Here is a 20,084-nt window from a genome sequence, read left to right on the forward strand (position 1 = left end):
GTCAGGACCAGCGCTCGTCGTCGAACACCTCGGGCGGGATCTCATCGCCCGGTTGTACTCCGAGCGCCTCGAGCCGACCCATGAGCGCGGCCGCGACCGCAACGTAGGTGATGAGGTCCTGCGGCTCGTCGGCGCGTTCAGCCGGGTCGCCGCCGAGGAACTCGAGTACGAGCGGCGGCACACAGTCGCCCATCGCGAGTTCACGGGTGCCGGTCGCAACCCGCCAGGCGTCGAACCCGGACACGTCGACGGCCTCGGCGATCTCGCCGTCGCGAACCGCCGCGAGTACCTCATCGAGCGTGGCCAGCGGTCCCGACGCTCCGCTCGACGGGTCGAAGCCGACGACGGTATCGGGTGCGAGTTCCTCATCGTCGTCGAGGGTGAAGTAGACGATCCCGCGCCAATCCGCGCCGACCGCGGTGATGTCGTCGCGGCCGAAGATCGACTCGAGTAGTTCACTCATGTCGTCGACTCGTCGTCGTGAGAAGAGTGCGAACGCGCCATTGGCGACCACTTGCCCCTGTGTGGAACCCACATCCGCTACCTTACGCACGTGAGGACTACCGTTTTGCGGCCGCGACTGCTCGTGGTGTCGCTGGCCTGTGTCGCGGGCGTGCTCGGCGTCGCGGCATGCTCGTCCGACTCCGGTGGTACCGCCGAATCCGCGACGTCGGTGCCCCGATCAGCGGCCGTGACCGTCGCACCCGGGCAGCAGCATCCGCGCACCGCACCCGGAACCACGCTCGACTTCGGCGCCTCGGCGTCACTGCCCGCCGACGCCTATCGTGCGGGCGGGTCGACGGCGCTGTACACGGTCACCGGCATCACACAGGGCAAAGACGTACCCAGCGCGCAAACCCGCGGCGGCACAGCATATTTCGTCTACGTCACAGTGACGTCTCTGGCACAAGGGCCGGCGCCCGCCCCCAAGGTCCTCGGCCTCGCCGGTTCGGCCGATGGGCGCACCGCAGCGCTGACGCTGCCGCCGTCGACCTCACTGAAGGACTGCGCCAACCCGAAGCCCCCCGAGACGATGCGTCGCGGCGAGTCCTACGCCACCTGCCTCGTCGCCTACGCCGATGAGGGGCAAAAGCTGACTCAGGTCATCTACTGGGCCGACACCACCGGCGACGACTCACTCGACTACAAGCAGGCGCCCGTCGTGTGGCGCAATCCGGCCGACGTCGCGAGCAGTTCCCCCGCGCCACCCGCAGGCTGAGCCGCACAGCCGACGTCGCCTATTCGGATTAGAGTCTGCCTAAGGGGCAGCGAGTGCGACGACGGTCTGAGAGGTCTCCACGTTGACGACAACAGATGCGGTGCTGACCGATTCGCACGCCGTGGGACGCTCGGAGGTCCTCGCAGCACTTGATACCTCCGCGCAGGGCCTGACCAGTGCCGACGCGACACGACGACTCGAGCACGTCGGCCCCAATCGGCTCGCGGCCGCAAAGACTCGACCGGCGGTGCTGCGCTTCGCCGCGCAGTTCAACAACATCCTGATCTACATCCTCATCGGCGCAGGTGTGCTGAAGGCGATCCTCGGCGACTGGATCGACTTCGCGGTCATCGTCGCGGTCGCGGTGATCAACGCCGTCGTCGGGTTCGTCCAAGAGGGCAGGGCAGAGAGCGCACTCGCGGGCATCCGGAACATGCTGTCGCTGCACGCGCGTGCCCGCCGCGATGGCGAGTGGGTCGACGTCGACGCCGAGAACCTCGTTCCGGGCGACGTCGTGTCGATCAGGTCGGGCGATCGAGTGCCCGCCGACATACGGCTGCTCGAGGCGACGAATCTGCGTATCGAGGAGTCGGCGCTGACGGGCGAATCCGTCCCCGCCAGCAAAGACACCCTTGCCGTCGACGTCGACGCAGGCATTGGCGACCGACAATCGATGGCGTACTCGTCCACCATCGTCTCGGCGGGCACCGGCGTCGGCGTGGTCACCGCGACCGGACCGTCGACAGAGATCGGCCGAATCCAGTCGATGATCTCCGACATCGAGCAGGTCGATACCCCGCTGACCCAGCGCCTCGAGAAGTTCGGAACACAACTCTCGCTCGGCATCCTCGGCCTCGCCGCGGCGATCATGGTGATCGGCAAGGTCATCCACAACTTCACCATCGACGAGTTGATCTCGGCCGCAATCGGTTTCGCTGTCGCAGCAATCCCCGAGGGACTTCCCGCAGTCGTCACGATCACGCTGGCGCTCGGGGTGCAGCAGATGGCGCGACGACACGCGATCACACGCAAGCTCCCCGCGGTGGAGGCACTCGGCTCGGTCAGCGTGATCTGCTCCGACAAGACCGGCACGCTGACGCAGAACGAGATGACGGTGCGCACCGTCGTCACAGGCGCACAACGCTATTCCGTCGACGGCACCGGCTACGACCCGAGGGGATCGATCACCGCGGACGGACAGGTCGCATCGCTGAGCGCGGATCCCGATCTCGCACTGTTCGTCGAGACCATGGCGCTGTGCAACGACGCACGAGTCGCCGAGGTCGACGGGCGCTGGCAACTCATCGGCGAGCCGACGGAGGGCGCGCTACGGACTCTGGCCCTCAAGGCCGGGTTCGACGCCGACGTCGCGCGGCTCGGTGAAGTCCCGTTCGAGTCGCAGAACAAGTTCATGGCCACGCTCTCGGATCTACCCGACGGCGGGCGCACCATTCTCGTCAAGGGCGCTCCCGACCGCCTGCTCGACCGCAGCGAGTTCGAATTGGACGAGCACGGTGAACTCCGGCCCCTCGACCGACCTCGTTGGGAAAGCGTCATCGACGAGCTCAGCGCGCAGGGACTGCGAGTGCTCGCCGCGGCACGACGACCCGCACCCGACGCCGACTCGCTGACGCTCGACGACGTCGATCATGGACTGACATTCTTGGGCGTTGCGGGCATCGTCGATCCCCCACGGCCCGAGGCGATCACAGCGATCGCCAACTGCCACAGCGCAGGAATCCGGGTCAAGATGATCACCGGCGACCACGCGGGCACCGCACGCGCGATCGCGGCGGAAATGGGCATCATCGACGATCCGGCCGCTCCGGTGCTCACCGGCGCCGACCTGCAGAAGATGAGTCAGACACGGCTGCGCGAGGTGGCCGGTGAGGTCGACATCTACGCGCGCACCAGCCCTGAGCACAAGCTGCGGATCGTCACCGCACTGCAGGCACAGGGTGAGATCGTGGCGATGACCGGCGACGGCGTGAACGATGCGCCGGCACTGACGCGCGCCGACATCGGTGTCGCGATGGGCATCAAGGGCACCGAGGCCACCAAGGAGGCCGCGGGCATCGTCCTTGCCGACGACAACTTCGCGACCATCGAGCGTGCGGTCGAAGAGGGTCGTCGGATCTACGACAACATCCGCAAATCAATCCTGTTCCTGTTGCCGACCAACGGCGCGCAATCGCTGGTCATACTTGTCGCGATCCTGTTCGGATTCTCGCTTCCGTTGACGCCCGTCCAGATCCTGTGGGTCAACATGATCACTGCCGTGACCCTTTCGCTCGCATTGGTTTTCGAGCCCGCCGAACCGGGGATCATGTCGCGAACGAGACGGTCGACCGACGGTCCGCTGATCGCACGCGGCGACCTCGCGATGATCACCTTCGTCTCCATCCTCGTTGCCGCCGCTGCCATCTCGGTGTACTTCGTGGCGAAGTCGGACGGGCATTCCCTGGCCATTGCCCAGACGGCCGCGGTCAACATGCTCGCGCTCGGCCAACTGGCCTACCTGTTCAACTGCCGCTACCTCAGTGGTTCGAGCCTCAAAGTCGGTGCGCTGCGCGGCAATCCGATGGTCTGGTACACGTCGGCAGCACTCATCGTGCTGCAGTTGGTGTTCATCTACGCGCCGTTCATGCACACGTGGTTCGGGTCCGCTCCCCTCACCGGCGTCGGATGGGGCGTCACCATCGGTCTGGCCATCGCGATCTTCTTCATCATCGAAATCGCGAAAGCCGTTGCGCGACGATTCGAATCGGTCAGATCATCCGACGCGTGACAAACGCGGGCAGATACTTCAGTGCCGCGGCGATCGGAGTCCACGGCCACGGCGGCACCGGCGAGTAGCCCTTTTCGGCCTCGATGGCCTTGACCATCGCCGCGACTCCGGACTCCGTGTCGGCCATCAGAGCGGTCTTCACCCCGCGGTTGATGTCGGTCTCGATGTAGCCGGGCGCGACGACCGACACCGTGATCGGCGAGTTGACGAGTTCTGCCTGCAAACCCTGCCCGATTGCCGTGACACCGGCCTTCGACGCCGAGTACGCGGTCTGTGCCTTGGGAAGTCCACGGATTCCGCTGATCGAGCTGACCAGCACCAGATGGCCGTGGTTCTGCGCGCGGAAGATCTCCATCGCGGCCTCCGCCTGTGCGAGCGCTCCGACGAGGTTGGTCTGCACGGTCTCGATGTTGGCGTGCGCCTTGCCCGTCCCGATCGGGGCGCCCTTGCCCAGCCCCGCATTCACGATCACGCGGTCGAGACCGCCGAGTTCGTCGCGCAGCTTGCCGAAGACGACGGGCACGGCGTCGACGTCGGTGACGTCGAGTGCGCTCACGGCGACCTGCGACGCGCTCGGCCGGAGTTCGTCTGCGAGGGTCTCGAGGCGGTCGAGGCGTCGGGCGGCCAGGGCCAGCGAACGGCCGCGCGCGGCGAATTCACGGGCCATCCCCTCGCCGAGCCCCGAGCTCGCGCCGGTGATCAGGATCTTCTGTCGGGTCGTCACGCAGGACAACCTACCCCTGCGCGCGGGGACGTCGAACGAGACGTACCACCGCGGTCTGACCGTCGTCGCCGACGATCCGGTCGGCGTCGGCCCAGTCGTCGCTGCGCTCGGCGAGGATCTGCCCTGCCTGCGCGGTGTTCATCTCCATCAGCAGTGCGCCACCGTCGGCGAGCCAGTCAGGGGCGGCACCGACCAGCCGTCGAATGTGGTCGAGTCCGTCGCTGCCCCCGAGAAGTGCAGTCCGTGGTTCGTATTCGGTCTCGTGCGGTAGGAGCTCGACGGCACCGTCGGGGATATAGGGCGATACGGCCGCGATCACGTCGACCGCGCCGAGCAACCGCCGCGGCAACGTCGACAGTCCGTCACCGAGGTGAGCGTGCGCACCGGCGGGCAGGTTGCGGCGCGCGTAAGCCAGAGCCGTCGCGTCGACGTCGACGACGTGGATGCGCGCACCGCTCGCCGCTTCTGCCACCGCCGCCGCTACCGGCGCGACTCCGCAGAACGCCTCGATGACCACGGGGTGCTCGACGTGACGTTGGCGCAGCACCTCCGCAGCGACCTGCGCGAGCAACAGCGAGCGCTGTCGAGGGATGAACACCCCCGGCCCCACATGCAGGTCGATCGACCCGAACCGGACCTTCCCCACCACATGCTCGAGCGGCTCACCCGCACAACGCCGAGCGGTCATCTCTTCCAGCTGCTCGACGTCGCGCGCGGCGTCGACGAGGATGGCCGCCTCCTCCGCCGCGAACACACAGCCCGCCGCCCGCAGCCGCGCGGCCAGCGCTGCCGACTGGGCGCCTCGTACTGCCGACTGGGCGCCTCCTACTGCCGACTGGGCGTCTCCTCGCGCCGACTGTGCGTCCGTCACTTGAGCAGCCGTGACATTCGACGGTCCGCGAGCACCTTTCCGCCGGTCTGACACGTCGGGCAGTACTGGAATGATCGGTCGGTGAAGCTGACCTCCCGGATCGTGTCGCCACACACCGGACACGGCATCCCGGTGCGGGCATGCACCCGCAGCCCGGTTCGCTTCTCCGACTTCAGTTTTGCGACGCCGAGACCTTCGAGCCGCCCGGTCGCATCGGTGAGTACGCCCCGCATCGACTCGTAGAGTGTGTCGATCTGGGCGTCGGACAGTGTTTTCGACGACGCGAACGGCGAAAGCTTTGCGGTGTGCAGGATCTCGTCGGAGTAGGCATTTCCGATCCCGGCGATCACCCGCTGATCGGTCAGCACGTTCTTGATTCGGCCCGACGTGCCGTGCAGGATCTCGGCGAGCTCGTCGCGAGTGACACCCATCGCGTCGGGTCCGAGTGAGGCGATGCGCTCGACGTCGGACACATCCCGCACCACCCACACGGCCAGCCGCTTCTGGGTGCCGGCCTCGGTGACGTCGAAGCCCTCTCCGGGTAGCCCGCAGTGGACGCGCAGCGCGATCGGACTCTTGCCGCCGGGACGCAGCGGGCGCGGCGAGAGATCCTCGCTCCAGCGCAGCCACCCCGCGCGCGACAGGTGGATGACCAGGCTGATCGTCGGTTCGTCGACCTGTTCGGCGCTGCCGGGAATCGTCGTGATGACGAGGTATTTACCGATCCGCGACGCGGAGTCGACGATGCGCCCGATCAGCGCTGTGTACGGCGGATCTGCTGTTTTCAGTACCGACAGCGACGCGACGTCGACGCGTCGGATCGGGAAGCCGGCAGCGTGCTCGTCGACGTAATCGGCGATGGCGGCGACCTCAGGCAGCTCAGGCATGCCTCCAGTGTGCTCTAGTAAGTGCATGATCTCCGCACATTCCGACGCCGAGCTCGCCGCTCGGATCGCGGACGGCGCAGGCGAGATCCTCGTCGGAGTGCGCTCGGGGCAGTTGCTGGGTGGTCGACAACTCGGCGACCTCGGCGACGCGATGGCCCAGGCGTGGATCGGCAACGTGCTGCGCCGGCATCGCGGCTCCGACGCTGTGCTCTCGGAAGAAGCCGACGACGTCGGCGACCGCGCGAAAGCCGATCGCGTCTGGATCATCGACCCGCTCGACGGCACGCGCGAGTTCGCTTCCGGCACTGCCGACTGGGCAGTTCACGTCGCGCTCACCGAGTCCGGCGTGGTGACAGCGGCGGCGGTCTCGCTACCCGCGACCGGCGAGTTGTTCCGCACCGACACCGTCGAACCCACAAGCGAACCGCTACGACATCGCATGGCCGTATCCCGTTGGGGCGGAACGTATGAAGTGGCCGCGGTATCGCGCGCACTCGGTCTGGCGCCGGTCGAGATCGGGTCGGCGGGCGCCAAGGCGATGGCCGTGGTCCGCGGCGATGTCGACGCATACGTGCACTCGGGCGGCCAGTACGAATGGGACAACTGCGCCCCGGTCGGCGTCGCGCTCGCCGCGGGGCTGCACTGCAGCCGCCTCGACGGCTCGCCCATCGTCTACAACCGCCCACGCCCGTACATGCCCGACTTCGTCATCTGCCGATCCGAGATCGCCGACGACCTACTCGGCGTCCTCGCCCGGATCTGGTGACAACCCGCCCGCTCAGCGCTGTTTGCGCAGCAGGTAGATGTCCATGATCCAGCCCACGCGCTCGCGGGCCGCCGCGCGCTCCGCGGCGATGCGCTCGCCCACGTCGCCCACCCGGCCGCTGATGAGGATCTCGTCCGAGGTGCCCAGATAGGCGCCCCACCAGATGTGATCGTCGGGGTTTGCGGTCTGCCGGAACGCGAGGTCGGCGTCGAGCATCACGATCTGGTTGGAGTCGACGCCCGGCGGTGTGTCGGCGAGCCGACGCCCCGTGGTGATGTGGATGGGTTCGCCGATCCGGTTGGCGACGATTCCGTGCGCGGCGGTCAGCGCGCTCGCACTCGTCACGCCCGGAATGACCTCGACGTCGAGGGTCAGGTGGGGGCGGTCGGACAGATCGTCGACGATGCGCAGGGTGCTGTCGTACAGCGCCGGGTCGCCCCAGACCAGGAACGCCGCGACACCCCCGCCGGGCAGTTCGTCACGCAGCGCGGAAGCGATCAGCTCGGCTCGTGCCGCGTGCCAGCGCCGCACCTCGGCGTCGTAGTCGGCCGGCGTGCGATCACGCGGCGGGTCAGCGATCTCGATGAGCCGGTGCGACGAATTGGCATGGCTCGCAAGGATCTCTTTGCGGGCGTCGAGCAGCCTCGTCTTCGCACTCCCCTTTTCCAACGCGACGAATACCTCGACGTCGGACATCGCTTCGATCGCCTGGAGCGTGATCTGCCGTGGATCACCGGGACCGATCCCGATGACCCGCAACGTTATTCGCATCGTCGAAATCAGATCTTCACGCGCCGCAGCCCGTGTTTGCGGGCGGTCATGTCGAGGATGAACTGGCGCGGCAGGAGGCGTCGCAAGGCGAAGACGAGTCCCGCAGAATTTCCCTTGGCGTAGAACGGCTTCGGATGCTCGGCGAGTGCGGCGTCGACAATGACCGCCGCCATCTCCGCCCCACTGATGCCCTCTTCTTCGTTATGTCGCGTTGCGGCCGCGAGGGTTTCGTACTCGTCACGGTAGGGCGAGTTCTCACCGATGTAGATGCTGCGCCGATCGCCGATGCCGGTGGCGATCGTTCCCGGTTCGACGCTGATCATCCGGATCCCGTACGGCGCGACCTCACGTCGGGTCGCGAACGCATACGCCTTCAGCGCGGACTTCGTTGCGGCGTAGTTGGATCGGAACGCGACCGGGAAGCTCGACAGCATCGACCCGACCATCACGACAGTTCCCCGACGCCGCTCACGCATACCCGGGAGCACGGCCTTGGTCAGCGCGATCGGCCCGAACACGTTGATACGGAACAGATCTTCGACAGCACCGATCGGCGTGTCCTCGAGAGCGCCTGCCTGCGACTCGCCCGCGTTGTTGATCAGGATGTCGACGGCGCCGACCTCGTGGGCGCACTCCGTCGCGCTCTCGTAGTCGGCGTTGTCGAGACGTACGTAGGTCACGCCGGGAATCGGATCGGCCACCTTGTCGGGGTGTCGACTGGTGCCGAAGACTCGATGGCCCGCGGAGGCGAACTGCCGCGCCACCTCTTCGCCGATTCCACTGGTCGCGCCGGTCACGAGGACGGTGAGCTGAGATGGTGTCACCGCTTCACCGTATCGTCTCGCTGCGCCCGCGAGATCAGAAGCACCTAAGCCGAGCCCGCCCTGGCGCAACGGCTCCCGCTCCGATCGCGGATCGGCCCGTCACGTAGACTGCCTCCGTCGGTCTTCACGACCCGCCCTCGTAGCTCAGTGGATAGAGCACCGCTCTCCTAAAGCGGGTGTCGCAGGTTCGATTCCTGCCGGGGGCACACTGACATCCTTGCCGGCCTCCGGCCGGTGTGCGCCCACTGTGTGGCTAAAGAGAGATTCCCGCGGGCGCACCAAACAGTTGCGTGGGACACGCGGGTACAAAAATGCCCCCGAGGATCCCACGCAACTCGACGCCTCGACTCAGATCCGCGGCACTCCGGCGGCCAGGAGATCTTTGACCACTTCTTCGGGCTCCGTGCGCAATTCCACGGCGGTACAACGCAGCTGGCGGCGGCCGGGAGTAGACAATCGGCGCTGGCGACGTAGATCGTCCTCCCACGACGTGTGGTCCCTGTGAAACGACCCGTCGACCTCGAGCACCACCGTCGATCCGTCGGGCAGATCCCATTCGCCATCGGTGTAGCGGCGTCGACCATCGCTGTCGGTGCGAGGACGCTGACGCACGGGAGGTTGCAGGGAGAAGTCACGGCACATCGTGACCAGGTCGATTTCGGCCATCGACTCCGAGCCACCCGCGATGTCGTCGAGGAATCCGCGCAGCAGAGGCTTATGGCGCAGCCGCGGCAGCTTGTCGCACCAGGAGAGCAGAGCCTCGGCCGTTGTCAGTCGCTGTTGCACCACGGCGGCGAGAAGACCGCCCGCCGACCGTGCCGACGCATGCTCACCCCACGCACCAGCATTGAGCGCCGAAGCCAATGTGAGGGTCGCGGGCTCGACCCGCAGCGTCGCCATTCCCGCGCGTTGCACGGAGAGCGAGGTCAGGTCGTGGCGGGTACGGACGTAGTCGATTCCGTCAGGCGCCCTCCGCGCGCTGCGATCGTCTGCTCCGACAAGGAACACGACTGGCCCATCCTCCCAGCCCTTCAACCCATGCGCCGACAGAGCAGCGCGACCTGCCAGAGCTGTTGTGCCACAAGGGTGTAGCGCACCGATCCAGACGCGCTGAGTCTCGCTCGGAGCACCTGGAGCGAGCATCAGAACTCGCGGGCCGAACGCCTTCCACTCGCCGCTGCTGACTCGCCGCCGCACGGTTCGCTTGTCGACGCCTGCCTCAGCGAGCTGCGCACGTGTCGCGATGTTGTCCTGCCGGTGCGCGAGCGCCAGCCACCCCTCGTCGGATCGCACCCGCTCAGGATGTCGCACATCCGACGCGACGCCGAAAATCTATCCACAGGCCAAAGTTGTGTGGGACGTACGGGTACAAAAATGCCCCCGAGGGGACCACGCAACTCGGAGCCCGAGGCGTCAGACGAGCTGCGACCGCAGGTTGTTGTCGGTCTGCTTGATCGCCTGGCCGACGAACGGCTCGAGAATGGCACCGAGCGCACGCCCGCTGAGTCCGCCGGGCAGTTTGTACTGGAACTCCACCTCGACCTTCGTTCCACCGTCGGCGTCGGCGAATCGCCAGGTCGTGTTCGCGGGAAAGCCGTCGACCGACACCAGCGCGATCAGCTCACCGTCGACCCATTCCTTGGTCTCGACAGTGGACTTGAGCACCTTCGGCCCCACGCTCATCTCGGCATTGAACGTCGCGCCGAGACCTGAGGTGTGGTCAGTGGTCGGATCGAAGCGAGTGATCCCGAACATGTAGCCGGGCACGTTGTTGTAGTCGTTGACGTAGTCGAACACCCTTTGACGTGGCACATCGATCACCGCGCTGTGGCTCACCCCTGGCATCTGCACTCCTCGTGTTGTTCCGCCAAGACGGCGGTGGACGCAACTACGGACAATGTTCCATTACCCGTTGTCGACGTCGACAATCGGGTCGCGCCTCACTCGCCCAGGTCCGCCGAGATCCGTCGCAGAAGATCGACGAGTTGTGCGCGCTCGTCGGCGCTCAGCGGGGAGAGAACATCGGCGTCGTCGGCGAGTCTGTTGGGGAGTTCGGCGTCGACCAGTGCCCGTCCCGCCTCGGTCAGTTCCAGCAGCACCACCCTGCCGTCGCGCTCGGACTTTCGTCGCGCAAGCAGTCCGCGCCGCGAGAGCGTCTCGCTGATCTTGGTGATAGACGCCCCGCTCAGCATGGTCGTCGACACCACCTCACTGGCGCGCAGTGGGCGATCCGACCTGGCCAGAGCGCTGAGGACGTCGAACTCCGACCGTCCGATCCCGTGCGCCTCCAGCTTGCGGTCGAGTCGGTGGTTGGAGACCGTCGCGATGCGCTGAATCCGACCGAGGATGCCGATCGGCTCGATGTCGAGGTGCGGATACGACCGTGCCCATTCCGCTTCGATCCGGTCGACCAGGTCACGGCTCGCTCGGGCGTCGGGGATGTCGGTCACGTGACGATCATAACTAGCACCTTCATTTACTTCACTAGTAAAACAGTGATAAATTAGTCGAATGCAGAGCTCCCTGATCACCCCGCACGTCCGTGTCCGCGGCGCAGCCCTGCAGCACGTCGTGAGCCCGACCACCTGGCGCGACGCCCTGCGACTCGACTTCAGCCGCACCAGCGTTGCCGCCCCGCTGCGGGTGGGTGTGGCCGTGGGCGTTGTCCTCGTCGTCGGTGCACTGCTCGGCTTGCGCGACCTCGCGGGACTCGCTGCACTCGGCGCGCTGGTCTCGGCATTCTGCCGACCCGACCCCTACCCCGTCCGCGCTCCCCGACTCATCGCGCTCGGCGTCGGGGTCACCGCGGTCATCGCGGTCGGCGCGACGATGGGCACCTACGCGAATTCCATCGTCACCGAGATCGTCGTGACCGCCGTGCTGGCCGGGATCGCGTGCTATGTCGTGTCGGCGCTGCGCATCGTCGGACCGGGCGCCGTCATCTTCGTCTTCGCCGCGACCGGCGCAGCAGGGTACGCACACAGTGCAGCCGACATCGGCCGCGCGACGCTCGCCTCGGCGATCGGCGCCGTGATCGGCATTCTCATCGCGCTGGCTCCGTGGTTCGTCGAGCTACTCAGGTCGCGACTCCCGAAATCGAGAACACACGACAACACGTCGAAAACCGCTCCAGCGCAACGTGAATCGATCTGGGTCACCCTCGCGGGCGGACAGGCCCCCGCGCATCGCAAGCACCTCGCCGTCACCGCGATCCGCATCGCCATCGCTGCGGCGATCGCGGCGACGATCGCCGTCGCCGTCCATCTCGATCACCCGATGTGGGCCGCGATGGGTGCGGTCGCGGCGATGCAGGGCGTCGAGTATCACCTCACTGTTCGACGCGGAGTCCAGCGACTGCTGGGCAATCTGGGCGGCGCGGTGATCGCGGGAATACTCCTCGCGGTGCCGCTGGGATACTGGGGCGCGGTCGCGGGAATCGTCATATTCCAGGTGCTCGCCGAGATCCTCTCGACCGTCAACTACGCACTCTGCTCACTCGCGGTGACACCCATGGCACTCCTGCTCACCGGCCTCAGCGCGGGTTTGAGTCCCGAGGCGGCCGTCGATCGCGTTCTCGACACCGCGATCGGAATCGTGGTCGGCATCGTCGTGGCCGCCCTGGCGGTCCGCGGACACGATATTGCGGCGCTGCGTGCACACGCCGCGAACGCACCTGCGCCGGAGAACTCCGACACCGAGCTGTCCCAACCGAACTCGGCGTCGAATCGTTCGCGCAGCTAGCAACCTGACGGCTTCCGCACCATTGTGAAGCGTGTTTTCACGAGCGTCACATGGAGGCAATGACCTGGGTACCTGGTCCTCATAGCGTCGTTTTGCTTGAACCAACGACACTCACTCTTCGGGGCCACCCGGCCACGACAGGCGCACACGCGTCGCAACCGGAGAGCCGACCCAGGAGTTTATGTATGAGTGGCAGCATGTCCCGCCGTCAGGCCATCGAGGCCGTGACCACGTATGAGATGGAATGCGACGGCTTCCCCGAGCCCCTGGCAGACACCTTCGGCCGCAACGTCTTCACCCTCTCGGCGATGAAGACCCGCCTGCCCAAGCACGTCTTCAAGGCTGTCGCGGCAACCATCGACAAGGGCGTTCCACTCGACCCGACCCTCGCCGACTACGTAGCTTCCGCGATGAAGGACTGGGCCATCGAGAAGGGTGCGTCGCATTACGCGCACGTCTTCTACCCGCTGACCGGATTCACCGCCGAGAAGCACGACTCCTTCCTCGAACCCGACGGCGCCGACGGTTCGCTCGCCGAATTCGCAGGTAAGACGCTGCTGCAGGGCGAGCCCGACGCGTCGAGCTTCCCCAACGGCGGCCTGCGCGGCACCTTCGAGGCCCGCGGTTACACCGGATGGGACGTCACCAGCCCGGCGTACATCCTGGAGAACCCCAACGGCAACACGCTGTGCATCCCCACGATCTTCATCTCGTGGACCGGCGAGGCCCTCGACAAGAAGGTGCCGCTGCTGCGCAGCCAGCAGGCCATGAGCAAGCAGGCGATGCGCGTGCTGCGACTGTTCGGCCACGAGGACGTCGACACCGTCGTCTCGTACGCGGGCCCGGAGCAGGAGTACTTCCTGATCGACCGCCACTTCTACTTCGCCCGCCCCGACCTGATGACGACGAACCGCACGCTGTTCGGCGCCAAGCCGTCGAAGGGTCAGGAGTTCGACGACCACTACTTCGGGGCGATCCCCGACCGTGTGCTCGCGTTCATGATCGAGCTCGACCGCGAACTGTTCAAGCAGGCCATCCCGGCCAAGACCCGCCACAACGAGGTCGCACCGGGACAGTTCGAGATCGCCCCGGTCTTCGAGCGCTCGAACATCGCCCACGATCACCAGCAGCTCATGATGACCACCATCAAGAAGGTCGCAGAGCGCTACGGCATGATCGCGTTGCTGCATGAGAAGCCGTTCGCCGGAGTCAACGGCTCGGGCAAGCACGTCAACTTCTCGATGGGCAACTCCAACCAGGGCAACCTGCTCAACCCCGGCGACACCCCGCACGAGAACGAGCAGTTCCTCGTCTTCTGCGCGGCGATCATCCGCGGCGTGCACAAGTACGGCGGCCTCCTGCGTGCCTCGATCGCCTCGGCGTCGAACGATCACCGCTTGGGCGCCAACGAGGCGCCGCCCGCGATCATCTCGATCTTCCTCGGCGAGCAGCTCTCCGACATCTTCGACCAGATCGCGAAGGGTGGTGCCAAGGAGAGCAAGACGTCGGGCGTCATCGAACTCGGCGTCGACACGCTGCCGCCGTTCAAGGCCGACGCCGGCGATCGCAACCGCACCAGCCCGTTCGCCTTCACCGGCAACCGTTTCGAGTTCCGCGCGCCCGGCTCCAACCAGTCGATCGCCGACCCGATGATCGCGATCAACGCGATGCTCGCCGATTCGCTCGAGTACGTCGCCGACTTCCTCGACAAGGAGATCGCTGCGGGAACCGAGTTCCACGCCGCAGTGCAGAAACTGCTCGAGGGCATCATCACCGAGCACGGCAAGGTGGTCTTCAACGGCAACGGCTACTCCGACGAGTGGCAGGAGGAGGCCGCGTCGCGCGGTCTGCTGAACCTCCGCACCACCGTCGACGCGATGGAGCAGTACGACCTCCCGGAGATCAAGGAGGTGTTCAGCAAGTACGGCATCCTGTCCGAGCGCGAGCTCGAGGCGCGTAAAGACGTTGTGCTCGAACAGTATTCGTTGGCCCTGCTGGTTGAGGCCAAGGAGACACTCGAGATCGCCAAGACGATGATCCTGCCCGCGGCAACGCGTTACATGGGCGAACTCGCGAGCACCGCGGCCAGCCTCAAGGCTGCGGGCATCGAGATGGAGACCCCGGCGCTGGGCACCATGACCGGCAAGGTCAGCGAGCTCAACGCCGCCATGGATACGCTCGAGTCCGCTATCGAGGGCTTCCACGGAGAGACCGTCGAGGAGGAGTCGGAGTACGCACTGAAGTCGCTGATCCCCGCGATGAACGGCGTGCGCGACGTCTCCGACGCACTCGAGGGAGTCGTCGCCGACGATCTGTGGCCGCTTCCGACGTACAACGAGATGCTGACCATTCTCTGACGCGAACACCACGCAGCGTGCCCGCCGGGATATCTCCCGGCGGGCACGTCGCATTTCACGAACTTTCTTGGACGATCAGCCAGGTCTGGTCGGTATCTTTGTCGATATGGATGAATCCGGTGTCGGTGTGGGGCGGCTGTTGCTCGCGCTCGACGCGACGCTGGCGTCACTGGCTGCCGCACCGCGGGGCCTCGACGTCGTGATCGACTCGGTCGCGCTCATCGACCCCGACGACCTGCGCCTGCCGCTACACACGTCGGCGCGCGACGCGGACCTGTTCCTGATGGTCGGGGTCGACGCCGACGACGTTGTCGGTTGGCTCGACGGGTTCGGAGCGCAGATGCCCGTCGCCGTCATGCTCAAATCGCCGTCTGCCGAAGCCATCTCCCGCATCGCCGAGCATTCCGTCGCGGTCATCGACGTCGATCCGCATGCTCGGTGGGAACGCATCTACCGACTCGTGCTGCGGGTGCTGGATGCGTCGTCGGCACCGCCCGGGGCCGAATCCATGCAGGCGGGCAGCATCGGCGACCTCTTCGAACTCGCCGCAGAGGTCGCGCGCCGCACCGGTGGGCTCGTCAGCATCGAGGACGCGCGTTCCCATGTACTCGCCTACAGCAGCGCCGGCGACGAAGCCGACGAGCTTCGACGATTGTCGATCCTCGGGCGCGAGGGACCACCGGAGATGCTCGCCTGGTTGCGCCAGTGGGGCGTGCTGGATGCGCTGCGCACCACCGAGACACTGGTGTCCGTCGAGGAACGCAGCGAACTCGGGTTGCGCCCGCGGCTGGCGATCTCGATCCGCTCTCCGCACGAGCAGGGAGTCGGCGACTACCTCGGCGCGATCTGGTTGCAGGAAGGGCGAGATCGGTTCGCCGACAACACCTCCGACATTCTCGCGGGCGCCGCCGCTGTCGCAGCGCGCATCATTTCTCGACGACGCAGCGCGGGCAGCGGGCACGACGAACTGGTACGCAGACTTCTCGGAGCGCGCGGCGAGACGATCGACTCGGAGTTCCTTGGTAACCAACTGGGCATATCGTCCGACGCGGACCTTATGGTGGTTGCTTTCGGCGGCCTGCTCACCGACCCGTCGAGAGCATCGGTGGCCGCGCCAACACCCGCGATGATCTCCGCATTGACGTTGCACGCCAGCGCATTCAGCCCGTTGTCGGTGACGTCGACGCTCGGACCACGCGCCTACGTCGTACTTCCCGCTGCCAATCAGGCGACAACGGTCGCGTGGGCCCGCTCGGCGGTTGCGGCGGCGCGTCGACAGTTCGGTGTCGACGCACGGGCCGTGGTCGCTGGGCCCGCCGCGGGACTCGGGTCTGCACCGACATTGCGGACTCAGACTGATCGCGTTCTCGATGCGGCACAACGTGAATCGGATCTGATCGAGCCCGTCACGACGGTCGCGGCGTCGACGACGGGAGTGCTGCTCGGCGAGATCGTCGCGCTGATCGAAGAAAACCCGGAGCTGATCGACGCGCGCGTCCTCGACCTCGCGGCGCGCGACGAAACGTCGGGAAGTGAACTCACACCGTCGCTGCGCGCCTACCTCGACCATTTCGGCGACGTCCGCGCGGCCTCCGCCGCGCTTCACATCCATCCGAACACGTTGCGCTACCGCATTCGTCGCGTGCAGGAGCTGACGGGCATTGACCTCGACGACCCGACCACCCGCCTGGTCGTCGCGCTGACGCTCCGGGTCCCGCGGCCCGCCGGCTGAGCGGCGCTGGTCCCGCAGAGGCGGTCTCGACAAGCTCGACCAGCGGGATGCAGCTTGACCCTTTCCGCTGGTTGAGCCGGCGCCCGTTCCGCTGGTTGAGCCGGCCGCGAGCGCAGCGAGCAGCCGAGTCGAAACCACTCCCCCCGCAGCGACTCACTCCCGCAGCGTGGCCTCGAAGGCGATGCGGTCGCCGCGGAAGAGCGACCACACCACCTCGACGGGCTGGCCGTCGGCGTCGAGAGATCTCCTGCGCAGCAGCAACATCGGCATGGCGGTCGACGTCTCCAGCAGCCCGGCCTGCCGGGGGCTCGGCAGCGCCGTCTCGATCCGCTCCTCGGCGCTGGCGAACGTGACGCCCTCGGCACGGATCGCGGTGTACAACGAGGTCTCCGGATCGAAGGTCTCGTAGAAGTGCCCGAATCGCTCTTTCGGGAGAAACGTACTCTCCAGCCCGAGCTTCTGGCCGTCGGCGAGCAGCACGCGTTCAAGGTGCATCACGGTCGAACCAGGCGCCAAACCCAAACCTGCGCAGACGGATTCTTCGGGTACGGCGTCGGCGAATGTCACCATGATACGGCTGGGTACCCGGCCGAACTGGCGCGCTCCCTCGGTGTAGGACTTCAACGACAACGGCTGCACCATCTTTGGCGCCGACACGACCGTTCCGCGCCCGCGCCGTTCGATCCGGCCCTCGACGAGTAGTTCCTGCAACGCCTGCCGCACCGTCTCGCGCGCAACCGAAAAACGTTCGGACAGCACGCGTTCGGATGGCACCGAGTCGCCCTCTTCGAGATCGGCGAGGACGTGCTCGAGTTCAGTCCGCACCCGCACGTACTTCGGCTGAGTTTCGGGCGCCATCAGTGGCCACCCCGCTCGACGTCGAGCACACGCCGGGCCACCACCACGACCTCGTCGATCGAGAGTGCCGAAGCCCCGGGAATCTTCGCGGCGTCGTCGAATCGGCGCAATGCGAGGGCATCTGGCCACCACGGGTGCCGTGTCCACTCCGCACCGAGATCGCCTGCGCCTCCCTGCTCCGCGAGCGAGGCGACCGATGTCGCGGTCAGCCCATCCGTGTAGGCCGGATCGTGAGCCGCCAGCCACTTCTTCGCCGCGACATGCGAACCCGCAAGCCATCCGACACGTTCGCCGAATCGAGGAGTCAGCCAGGCCCGCGCATCGTCGTCGTGGCGAGCAGTGGACTCGACGAGGCGACTGTGCCCGACGTCGTGGAGCACAGCGGCGAGCACCAGTTCGTCATCCGCGCCTGCCACCACGGCATTGCGGCCCGCCTGCAGCGCGTGATCGAGCTCGTCGACGGCCTCTTCGTCCCAGACTCCGCGCAGCGAGCGCAGCACGTCCTCGACCTCTGCAACCACATCCGCACACATGAGATTCACTGTACCCAATCTGGTCTAGACCAAGAGTTAACCCAGAGTTCTCCGAAAGGACCTTTATTGGTCTAGACCAAACCAGCAGACTAGTTCGCATGAAGGTGATCATCATCGGAGGCGGAATCCTCGGTACGTCGCATGCGCGTGCCGCCATCGAGCGCGGACACGAGGTGCTGTTGCTCGAACGAGAGCGTGAGGCGCGCGGCGCTACAGTCCGAAACTTCGGACTCGTCTGGGTGTCCGGACGTTCGGCGGACGAACTCCCCGCGGTGCAGCGCTCACGTGACCTCTGGGAGAAGATCGGAGCCGACGTTCCCGGTATCGGCTTCCGGCCGTGCGGCTCGATCACACTCGTCCGCACCGCTGCTGAGCTGGCCGTCGCGGAAGAGACTCTCGCACAGAGTGATTCCGCCCAACGCGAGTTCACACTCCTCGATCCCTCCGACGTGCGCGCGATCAATCCCGCACTGCAGGGCACCTATGTCGCGGGTCTGCACTGCGCACGCGACGGAGCCGTCGAATCTCGTGTCGCACTCCCCGCATTGCGTGGGTTCCTCTCCACCACCGGGCGTTTCGAGTATCTCGGCGGGCGTGAGGTGCGGTCGGTGACGTCGACGTCGGGGACGGTCGAGGTCACCGACGACACCGGTGCCACCCATCGCGGCGACGCCGTCGTCGTGTGCACCGGCGCCGCGCACTCGGGTCTGCTACGCGAACTGGTCGGCGAGCAACCACCGGTCCGCCGGGTCAGGCTGCAGATGATGCAGACCGCGCCGTTCGATGAGAAGCTCACCACCGCGATCGCCGACGGCGACAGCTTCCGCTACTACCCCGCATTCGCAGGCGAGGCCCTCGACCACCTCGGCCGCGTGCAGTCGCAGTCACCGGTCGCTGCCGAACACCACATGCAACTGCTGTGCGTGCAACGCCTCGACGGCGGCCTGACGATCGGCGACACACACGCCTATGACCGCACCGCGGACGGCGACGACGCCGACATCTTCGGCTTCGACGTCACCGAAGACCCCTACCAACATCTGGTTTCGGTCGTCGAGAACCTGCTCGGGCGACGCCTTCCGCCCATCGCACGACGCTGGGCAGGTGTCTACTCGCAGTGCCTCGACTCCTCAGAACTCGTCTACCGCAGCGAGGTCTCGCCAGGCGTCTGGGTCGTCACCGGCCCGGGTGGGCGTGGAATGACGCTCGGCCCCGCGATCGGTGAAGACACCGCAGACCTCATGAACCTCTGACCACACGCCACACCTGAAGGGAAATACCTTGTCCGACAACCCGATCACACTCGCAGTCCTCGACATGGCAGGCACGACGGTCGCCGACGGCGGCTCGGTCCTCGCCGCGTTCGACGCCGCGGCAGCAGCCGCAGGCCTACCCACCGACGGCCCCAGCCACGACGAGGTGAGGCAATACGTCGTCGACACGATGGGGCAATCCAAGATCACCGTCTTCCGGCACCTCGTCGATGGCGACGAAGCACGCGCCCAGGCGGCCAATGCGGCCTTCGAGAAGGCGTACGACGCGCAGATCGCCGACGGCGGTGCCACCCCTATCGACGGTGCGGCACAGTCCATTTCACAGCTGCGTGACTCAGGAATCAAGGTCGCGCTGACCACTGGCTTCAGCGCGAACACTCAGAAACTACTCATCGACTCCCTCGGCTGGCACGATCTCGCCGACCTCGTCATCGCGCCGTCGGACACTCTGCGCGGCAGGCCCTTTCCCGACATGATCCTCTCGGCCCTCATCACGCTGCGCATCGACGATGTGCGTCAGGTTGCGGTCGTCGGTGACACCGCCAATGACATCACCAGCGGCGTGCGCGCCGGCGCGGGCATCGTCGCGGGCGTACTGACCGGCGCACATGACGAAGACACCCTTCGCGCGGCAGGCGCAACCGATGTCGTCGCCGACATCGGTGCCGCCGCAGCATTGTTCGGCAACTGATCACCCGGTCGACACCACCCAGAATTTCACCATCCATCCACATCCGTT

The 20,084-nt window shown here is 66.5% G+C and carries 19 protein-coding genes and 1 tRNA gene; 9 read left to right on the forward strand and 11 right to left on the reverse strand.

The features are described 5' to 3' along the window. Nucleotide 1 precedes the first annotated feature (1 nt). The gene (locus A5785_RS01690) at nucleotides 2-535 is read right to left on the reverse strand and encodes a hypothetical protein (protein WP_049697884.1); all 534 of its coding nucleotides are present in this window, start codon (nucleotides 533-535) and stop codon (nucleotides 2-4) included. Nucleotides 536-553: 18 nt separating this feature from the next. Between A5785_RS01690 and A5785_RS01695 the strand changes: the two genes are divergently transcribed. Beyond that, the gene (locus tag A5785_RS01695; protein WP_231895405.1) at nucleotides 554-1,219 is read left to right on the forward strand and encodes a hypothetical protein; all 666 of its coding nucleotides are present in this window, start codon (nucleotides 554-556) and stop codon (nucleotides 1,217-1,219) included. A gap of 82 nt (nucleotides 1,220-1,301) precedes the next feature. Then, nucleotides 1,302-4,007, forward strand: a complete 2,706-nt coding sequence (locus A5785_RS01700) for an HAD-IC family P-type ATPase (RefSeq protein WP_049697882.1) — start codon at nucleotides 1,302-1,304, stop codon at nucleotides 4,005-4,007. On the opposite strand, the gene A5785_RS01705 is transcribed toward A5785_RS01700, so the two are convergent. The 3 genes from A5785_RS01705 to A5785_RS01715 are packed head-to-tail and all read right to left on the reverse strand — an operon-like array spanning nucleotide 3,988 to nucleotide 6,489. Beyond that, nucleotides 3,988-4,731 (reverse strand): SDR family oxidoreductase, encoded by a 744-nt coding sequence (locus A5785_RS01705; RefSeq protein ID WP_049697881.1) that lies wholly within the window; start codon nucleotides 4,729-4,731, stop codon nucleotides 3,988-3,990. The genes A5785_RS01700 and A5785_RS01705 overlap by 20 nt on opposite strands. Nucleotides 4,732-4,741: 10 nt before the next feature. After that, nucleotides 4,742-5,602, reverse strand: coding sequence for a methyltransferase (locus A5785_RS01710; RefSeq protein WP_082946511.1), 861 nt, complete (start codon nucleotides 5,600-5,602; stop codon nucleotides 4,742-4,744). After that, nucleotides 5,599-6,489: a DNA-formamidopyrimidine glycosylase family protein gene (locus A5785_RS01715; RefSeq protein WP_049697880.1), complete on the reverse strand. Its 891-nt coding sequence runs from the start codon at nucleotides 6,487-6,489 to the stop codon at nucleotides 5,599-5,601. The genes A5785_RS01710 and A5785_RS01715 overlap by 4 nt, the downstream gene beginning before the upstream one ends. A 25-nt stretch (nucleotides 6,490-6,514) precedes the next feature. Between A5785_RS01715 and A5785_RS01720 the strand changes: the two genes are divergently transcribed. Continuing rightward, nucleotides 6,515-7,255 (forward strand): 3'(2'),5'-bisphosphate nucleotidase CysQ, encoded by a 741-nt coding sequence (locus tag A5785_RS01720; protein WP_049697879.1) that lies wholly within the window; start codon nucleotides 6,515-6,517, stop codon nucleotides 7,253-7,255. 12 nt (nucleotides 7,256-7,267) lie between these two features. Here A5785_RS01720 and cobF read toward each other — a convergent pair whose 3' ends face one another. Together cobF and A5785_RS01730 are read right to left on the reverse strand one after the other, a co-directional pair. Continuing rightward, nucleotides 7,268-8,026 (reverse strand): precorrin-6A synthase (deacetylating), encoded by a 759-nt coding sequence (gene cobF / locus A5785_RS01725; protein ID WP_049697878.1) that lies wholly within the window; start codon nucleotides 8,024-8,026, stop codon nucleotides 7,268-7,270. Nucleotides 8,027-8,034: 8 nt separating this feature from the next. Beyond that, entirely contained in the window at nucleotides 8,035-8,850 is an 816-nt protein-coding gene (locus A5785_RS01730) for an SDR family oxidoreductase (RefSeq protein ID WP_049697877.1), read from the reverse strand. Between the two features lie 133 nt (nucleotides 8,851-8,983). Between A5785_RS01730 and A5785_RS01735 the strand changes: the two genes are divergently transcribed. Then, nucleotides 8,984-9,056: transfer RNA gene (locus tag A5785_RS01735), tRNA-Arg, on the forward strand. Nucleotides 9,057-9,198: 142 nt separating this feature from the next. Here A5785_RS01735 and A5785_RS01740 read toward each other — a convergent pair. The 3 genes from A5785_RS01740 to A5785_RS01750 form a co-directional block, all read right to left on the reverse strand. Beyond that, nucleotides 9,199-10,143 carry a type IV toxin-antitoxin system AbiEi family antitoxin domain-containing protein gene (locus tag A5785_RS01740; protein ID WP_049697876.1) on the reverse strand — a complete coding sequence of 315 codons (945 nt, stop codon included), beginning with the start codon at nucleotides 10,141-10,143 and terminating at the stop codon, nucleotides 9,199-9,201. A 120-nt stretch (nucleotides 10,144-10,263) separates the two neighbouring features. Then, nucleotides 10,264-10,695: an SRPBCC family protein gene (locus A5785_RS01745; protein ID WP_049698080.1), complete on the reverse strand. Its 432-nt coding sequence runs from the start codon at nucleotides 10,693-10,695 to the stop codon at nucleotides 10,264-10,266. Between the two features lie 95 nt (nucleotides 10,696-10,790). Beyond that, on the reverse strand, nucleotides 10,791-11,300 hold the full coding sequence (locus tag A5785_RS01750; protein WP_049697875.1) for a MarR family winged helix-turn-helix transcriptional regulator: 510 nt from the start codon (nucleotides 11,298-11,300) through the stop codon (nucleotides 10,791-10,793). 61 nt (nucleotides 11,301-11,361) lie between these two features. On the opposite strand from A5785_RS01750, the gene A5785_RS01755 reads away from it, so the two are divergent. The 3 genes from A5785_RS01755 (at nucleotide 11,362) to A5785_RS01765 (ending at nucleotide 16,680) form a co-directional block, all read left to right on the forward strand. Next, nucleotides 11,362-12,591 carry an FUSC family protein gene (locus A5785_RS01755; protein ID WP_049697874.1) on the forward strand — a complete coding sequence of 410 codons (1,230 nt, stop codon included), beginning with the start codon at nucleotides 11,362-11,364 and terminating at the stop codon, nucleotides 12,589-12,591. A gap of 185 nt (nucleotides 12,592-12,776) precedes the next feature. Next, nucleotides 12,777-14,948 carry a glutamine synthetase III family protein gene (locus tag A5785_RS01760; RefSeq protein ID WP_049697873.1) on the forward strand — a complete coding sequence of 724 codons (2,172 nt, stop codon included), beginning with the start codon at nucleotides 12,777-12,779 and terminating at the stop codon, nucleotides 14,946-14,948. Nucleotides 14,949-15,054: 106 nt separating this feature from the next. After that, nucleotides 15,055-16,680, forward strand: coding sequence for a PucR family transcriptional regulator (locus A5785_RS01765; protein ID WP_049697872.1), 1,626 nt, complete (start codon nucleotides 15,055-15,057; stop codon nucleotides 16,678-16,680). A 153-nt stretch (nucleotides 16,681-16,833) separates the two neighbouring features. On the opposite strand, the gene A5785_RS01770 is transcribed toward A5785_RS01765, so the two are convergent. After that, nucleotides 16,834-17,541, reverse strand: coding sequence for a GntR family transcriptional regulator (locus A5785_RS01770; protein ID WP_442902831.1), 708 nt, complete (start codon nucleotides 17,539-17,541; stop codon nucleotides 16,834-16,836). Then, nucleotides 17,538-18,071: an HD family phosphohydrolase gene (locus A5785_RS01775; RefSeq protein ID WP_049697870.1), complete on the reverse strand. Its 534-nt coding sequence runs from the start codon at nucleotides 18,069-18,071 to the stop codon at nucleotides 17,538-17,540. The genes A5785_RS01770 and A5785_RS01775 overlap by 4 nt, the downstream gene beginning before the upstream one ends. A gap of 98 nt (nucleotides 18,072-18,169) precedes the next feature. Between A5785_RS01775 and A5785_RS01780 the strand changes: the two genes are divergently transcribed. Then, on the forward strand, nucleotides 18,170-19,324 hold the full coding sequence (locus tag A5785_RS01780) for a TIGR03364 family FAD-dependent oxidoreductase (protein WP_049697869.1): 1,155 nt from the start codon (nucleotides 18,170-18,172) through the stop codon (nucleotides 19,322-19,324). A gap of 28 nt (nucleotides 19,325-19,352) precedes the next feature. Beyond that, a complete protein-coding gene (locus tag A5785_RS01785; protein WP_082946513.1) occupies nucleotides 19,353-20,036 on the forward strand; it encodes a phosphonatase-like hydrolase in 684 nt (227 codons plus the stop codon). Nucleotides 20,037-20,084: the final 48 nt, after the last annotated feature.

It is taken from the genome of Gordonia sp. 852002-50395_SCH5434458 (genome assembly GCF_001665905.1).
In the GTDB taxonomy this organism is placed as follows: Bacteria; Actinomycetota; Actinomycetes; order Mycobacteriales; family Mycobacteriaceae; genus Gordonia; species Gordonia jacobaea.

Bases quoted from the DNA above. Each gene is read 5' to 3' on its own strand.
- A5785_RS01780 (WP_049697869.1), top strand. From the start codon at position 18,170: ATGAAGGTGATCATCATCGGAGGCGGAATCCTCGGTACGTCGCATGCG.
- A5785_RS01755 (WP_049697874.1), top strand. From the start codon at position 11,362: ATGCAGAGCTCCCTGATCACCCCGCACGTCCGTGTCCGCGGCGCAGCC.
- A5785_RS01760 (WP_049697873.1), top strand. From the start codon at position 12,777: ATGAGTGGCAGCATGTCCCGCCGTCAGGCCATCGAGGCCGTGACCACG.
- A5785_RS01765 (WP_049697872.1), top strand. From the start codon at position 15,055: ATGGATGAATCCGGTGTCGGTGTGGGGCGGCTGTTGCTCGCGCTCGAC.
- A5785_RS01745 (WP_049698080.1), bottom strand. From the start codon at position 10,695: ATGCCAGGGGTGAGCCACAGCGCGGTGATCGATGTGCCACGTCAAAGG.
- A5785_RS01715 (WP_049697880.1), bottom strand. From the start codon at position 6,489: ATGCCTGAGCTGCCTGAGGTCGCCGCCATCGCCGATTACGTCGACGAG.
- A5785_RS01720 (WP_049697879.1), top strand. From the start codon at position 6,515: ATGATCTCCGCACATTCCGACGCCGAGCTCGCCGCTCGGATCGCGGAC.
- cobF (WP_049697878.1), bottom strand. From the start codon at position 8,026: ATGCGAATAACGTTGCGGGTCATCGGGATCGGTCCCGGTGATCCACGG.
- A5785_RS01775 (WP_049697870.1), bottom strand. From the start codon at position 18,071: ATGTGTGCGGATGTGGTTGCAGAGGTCGAGGACGTGCTGCGCTCGCTG.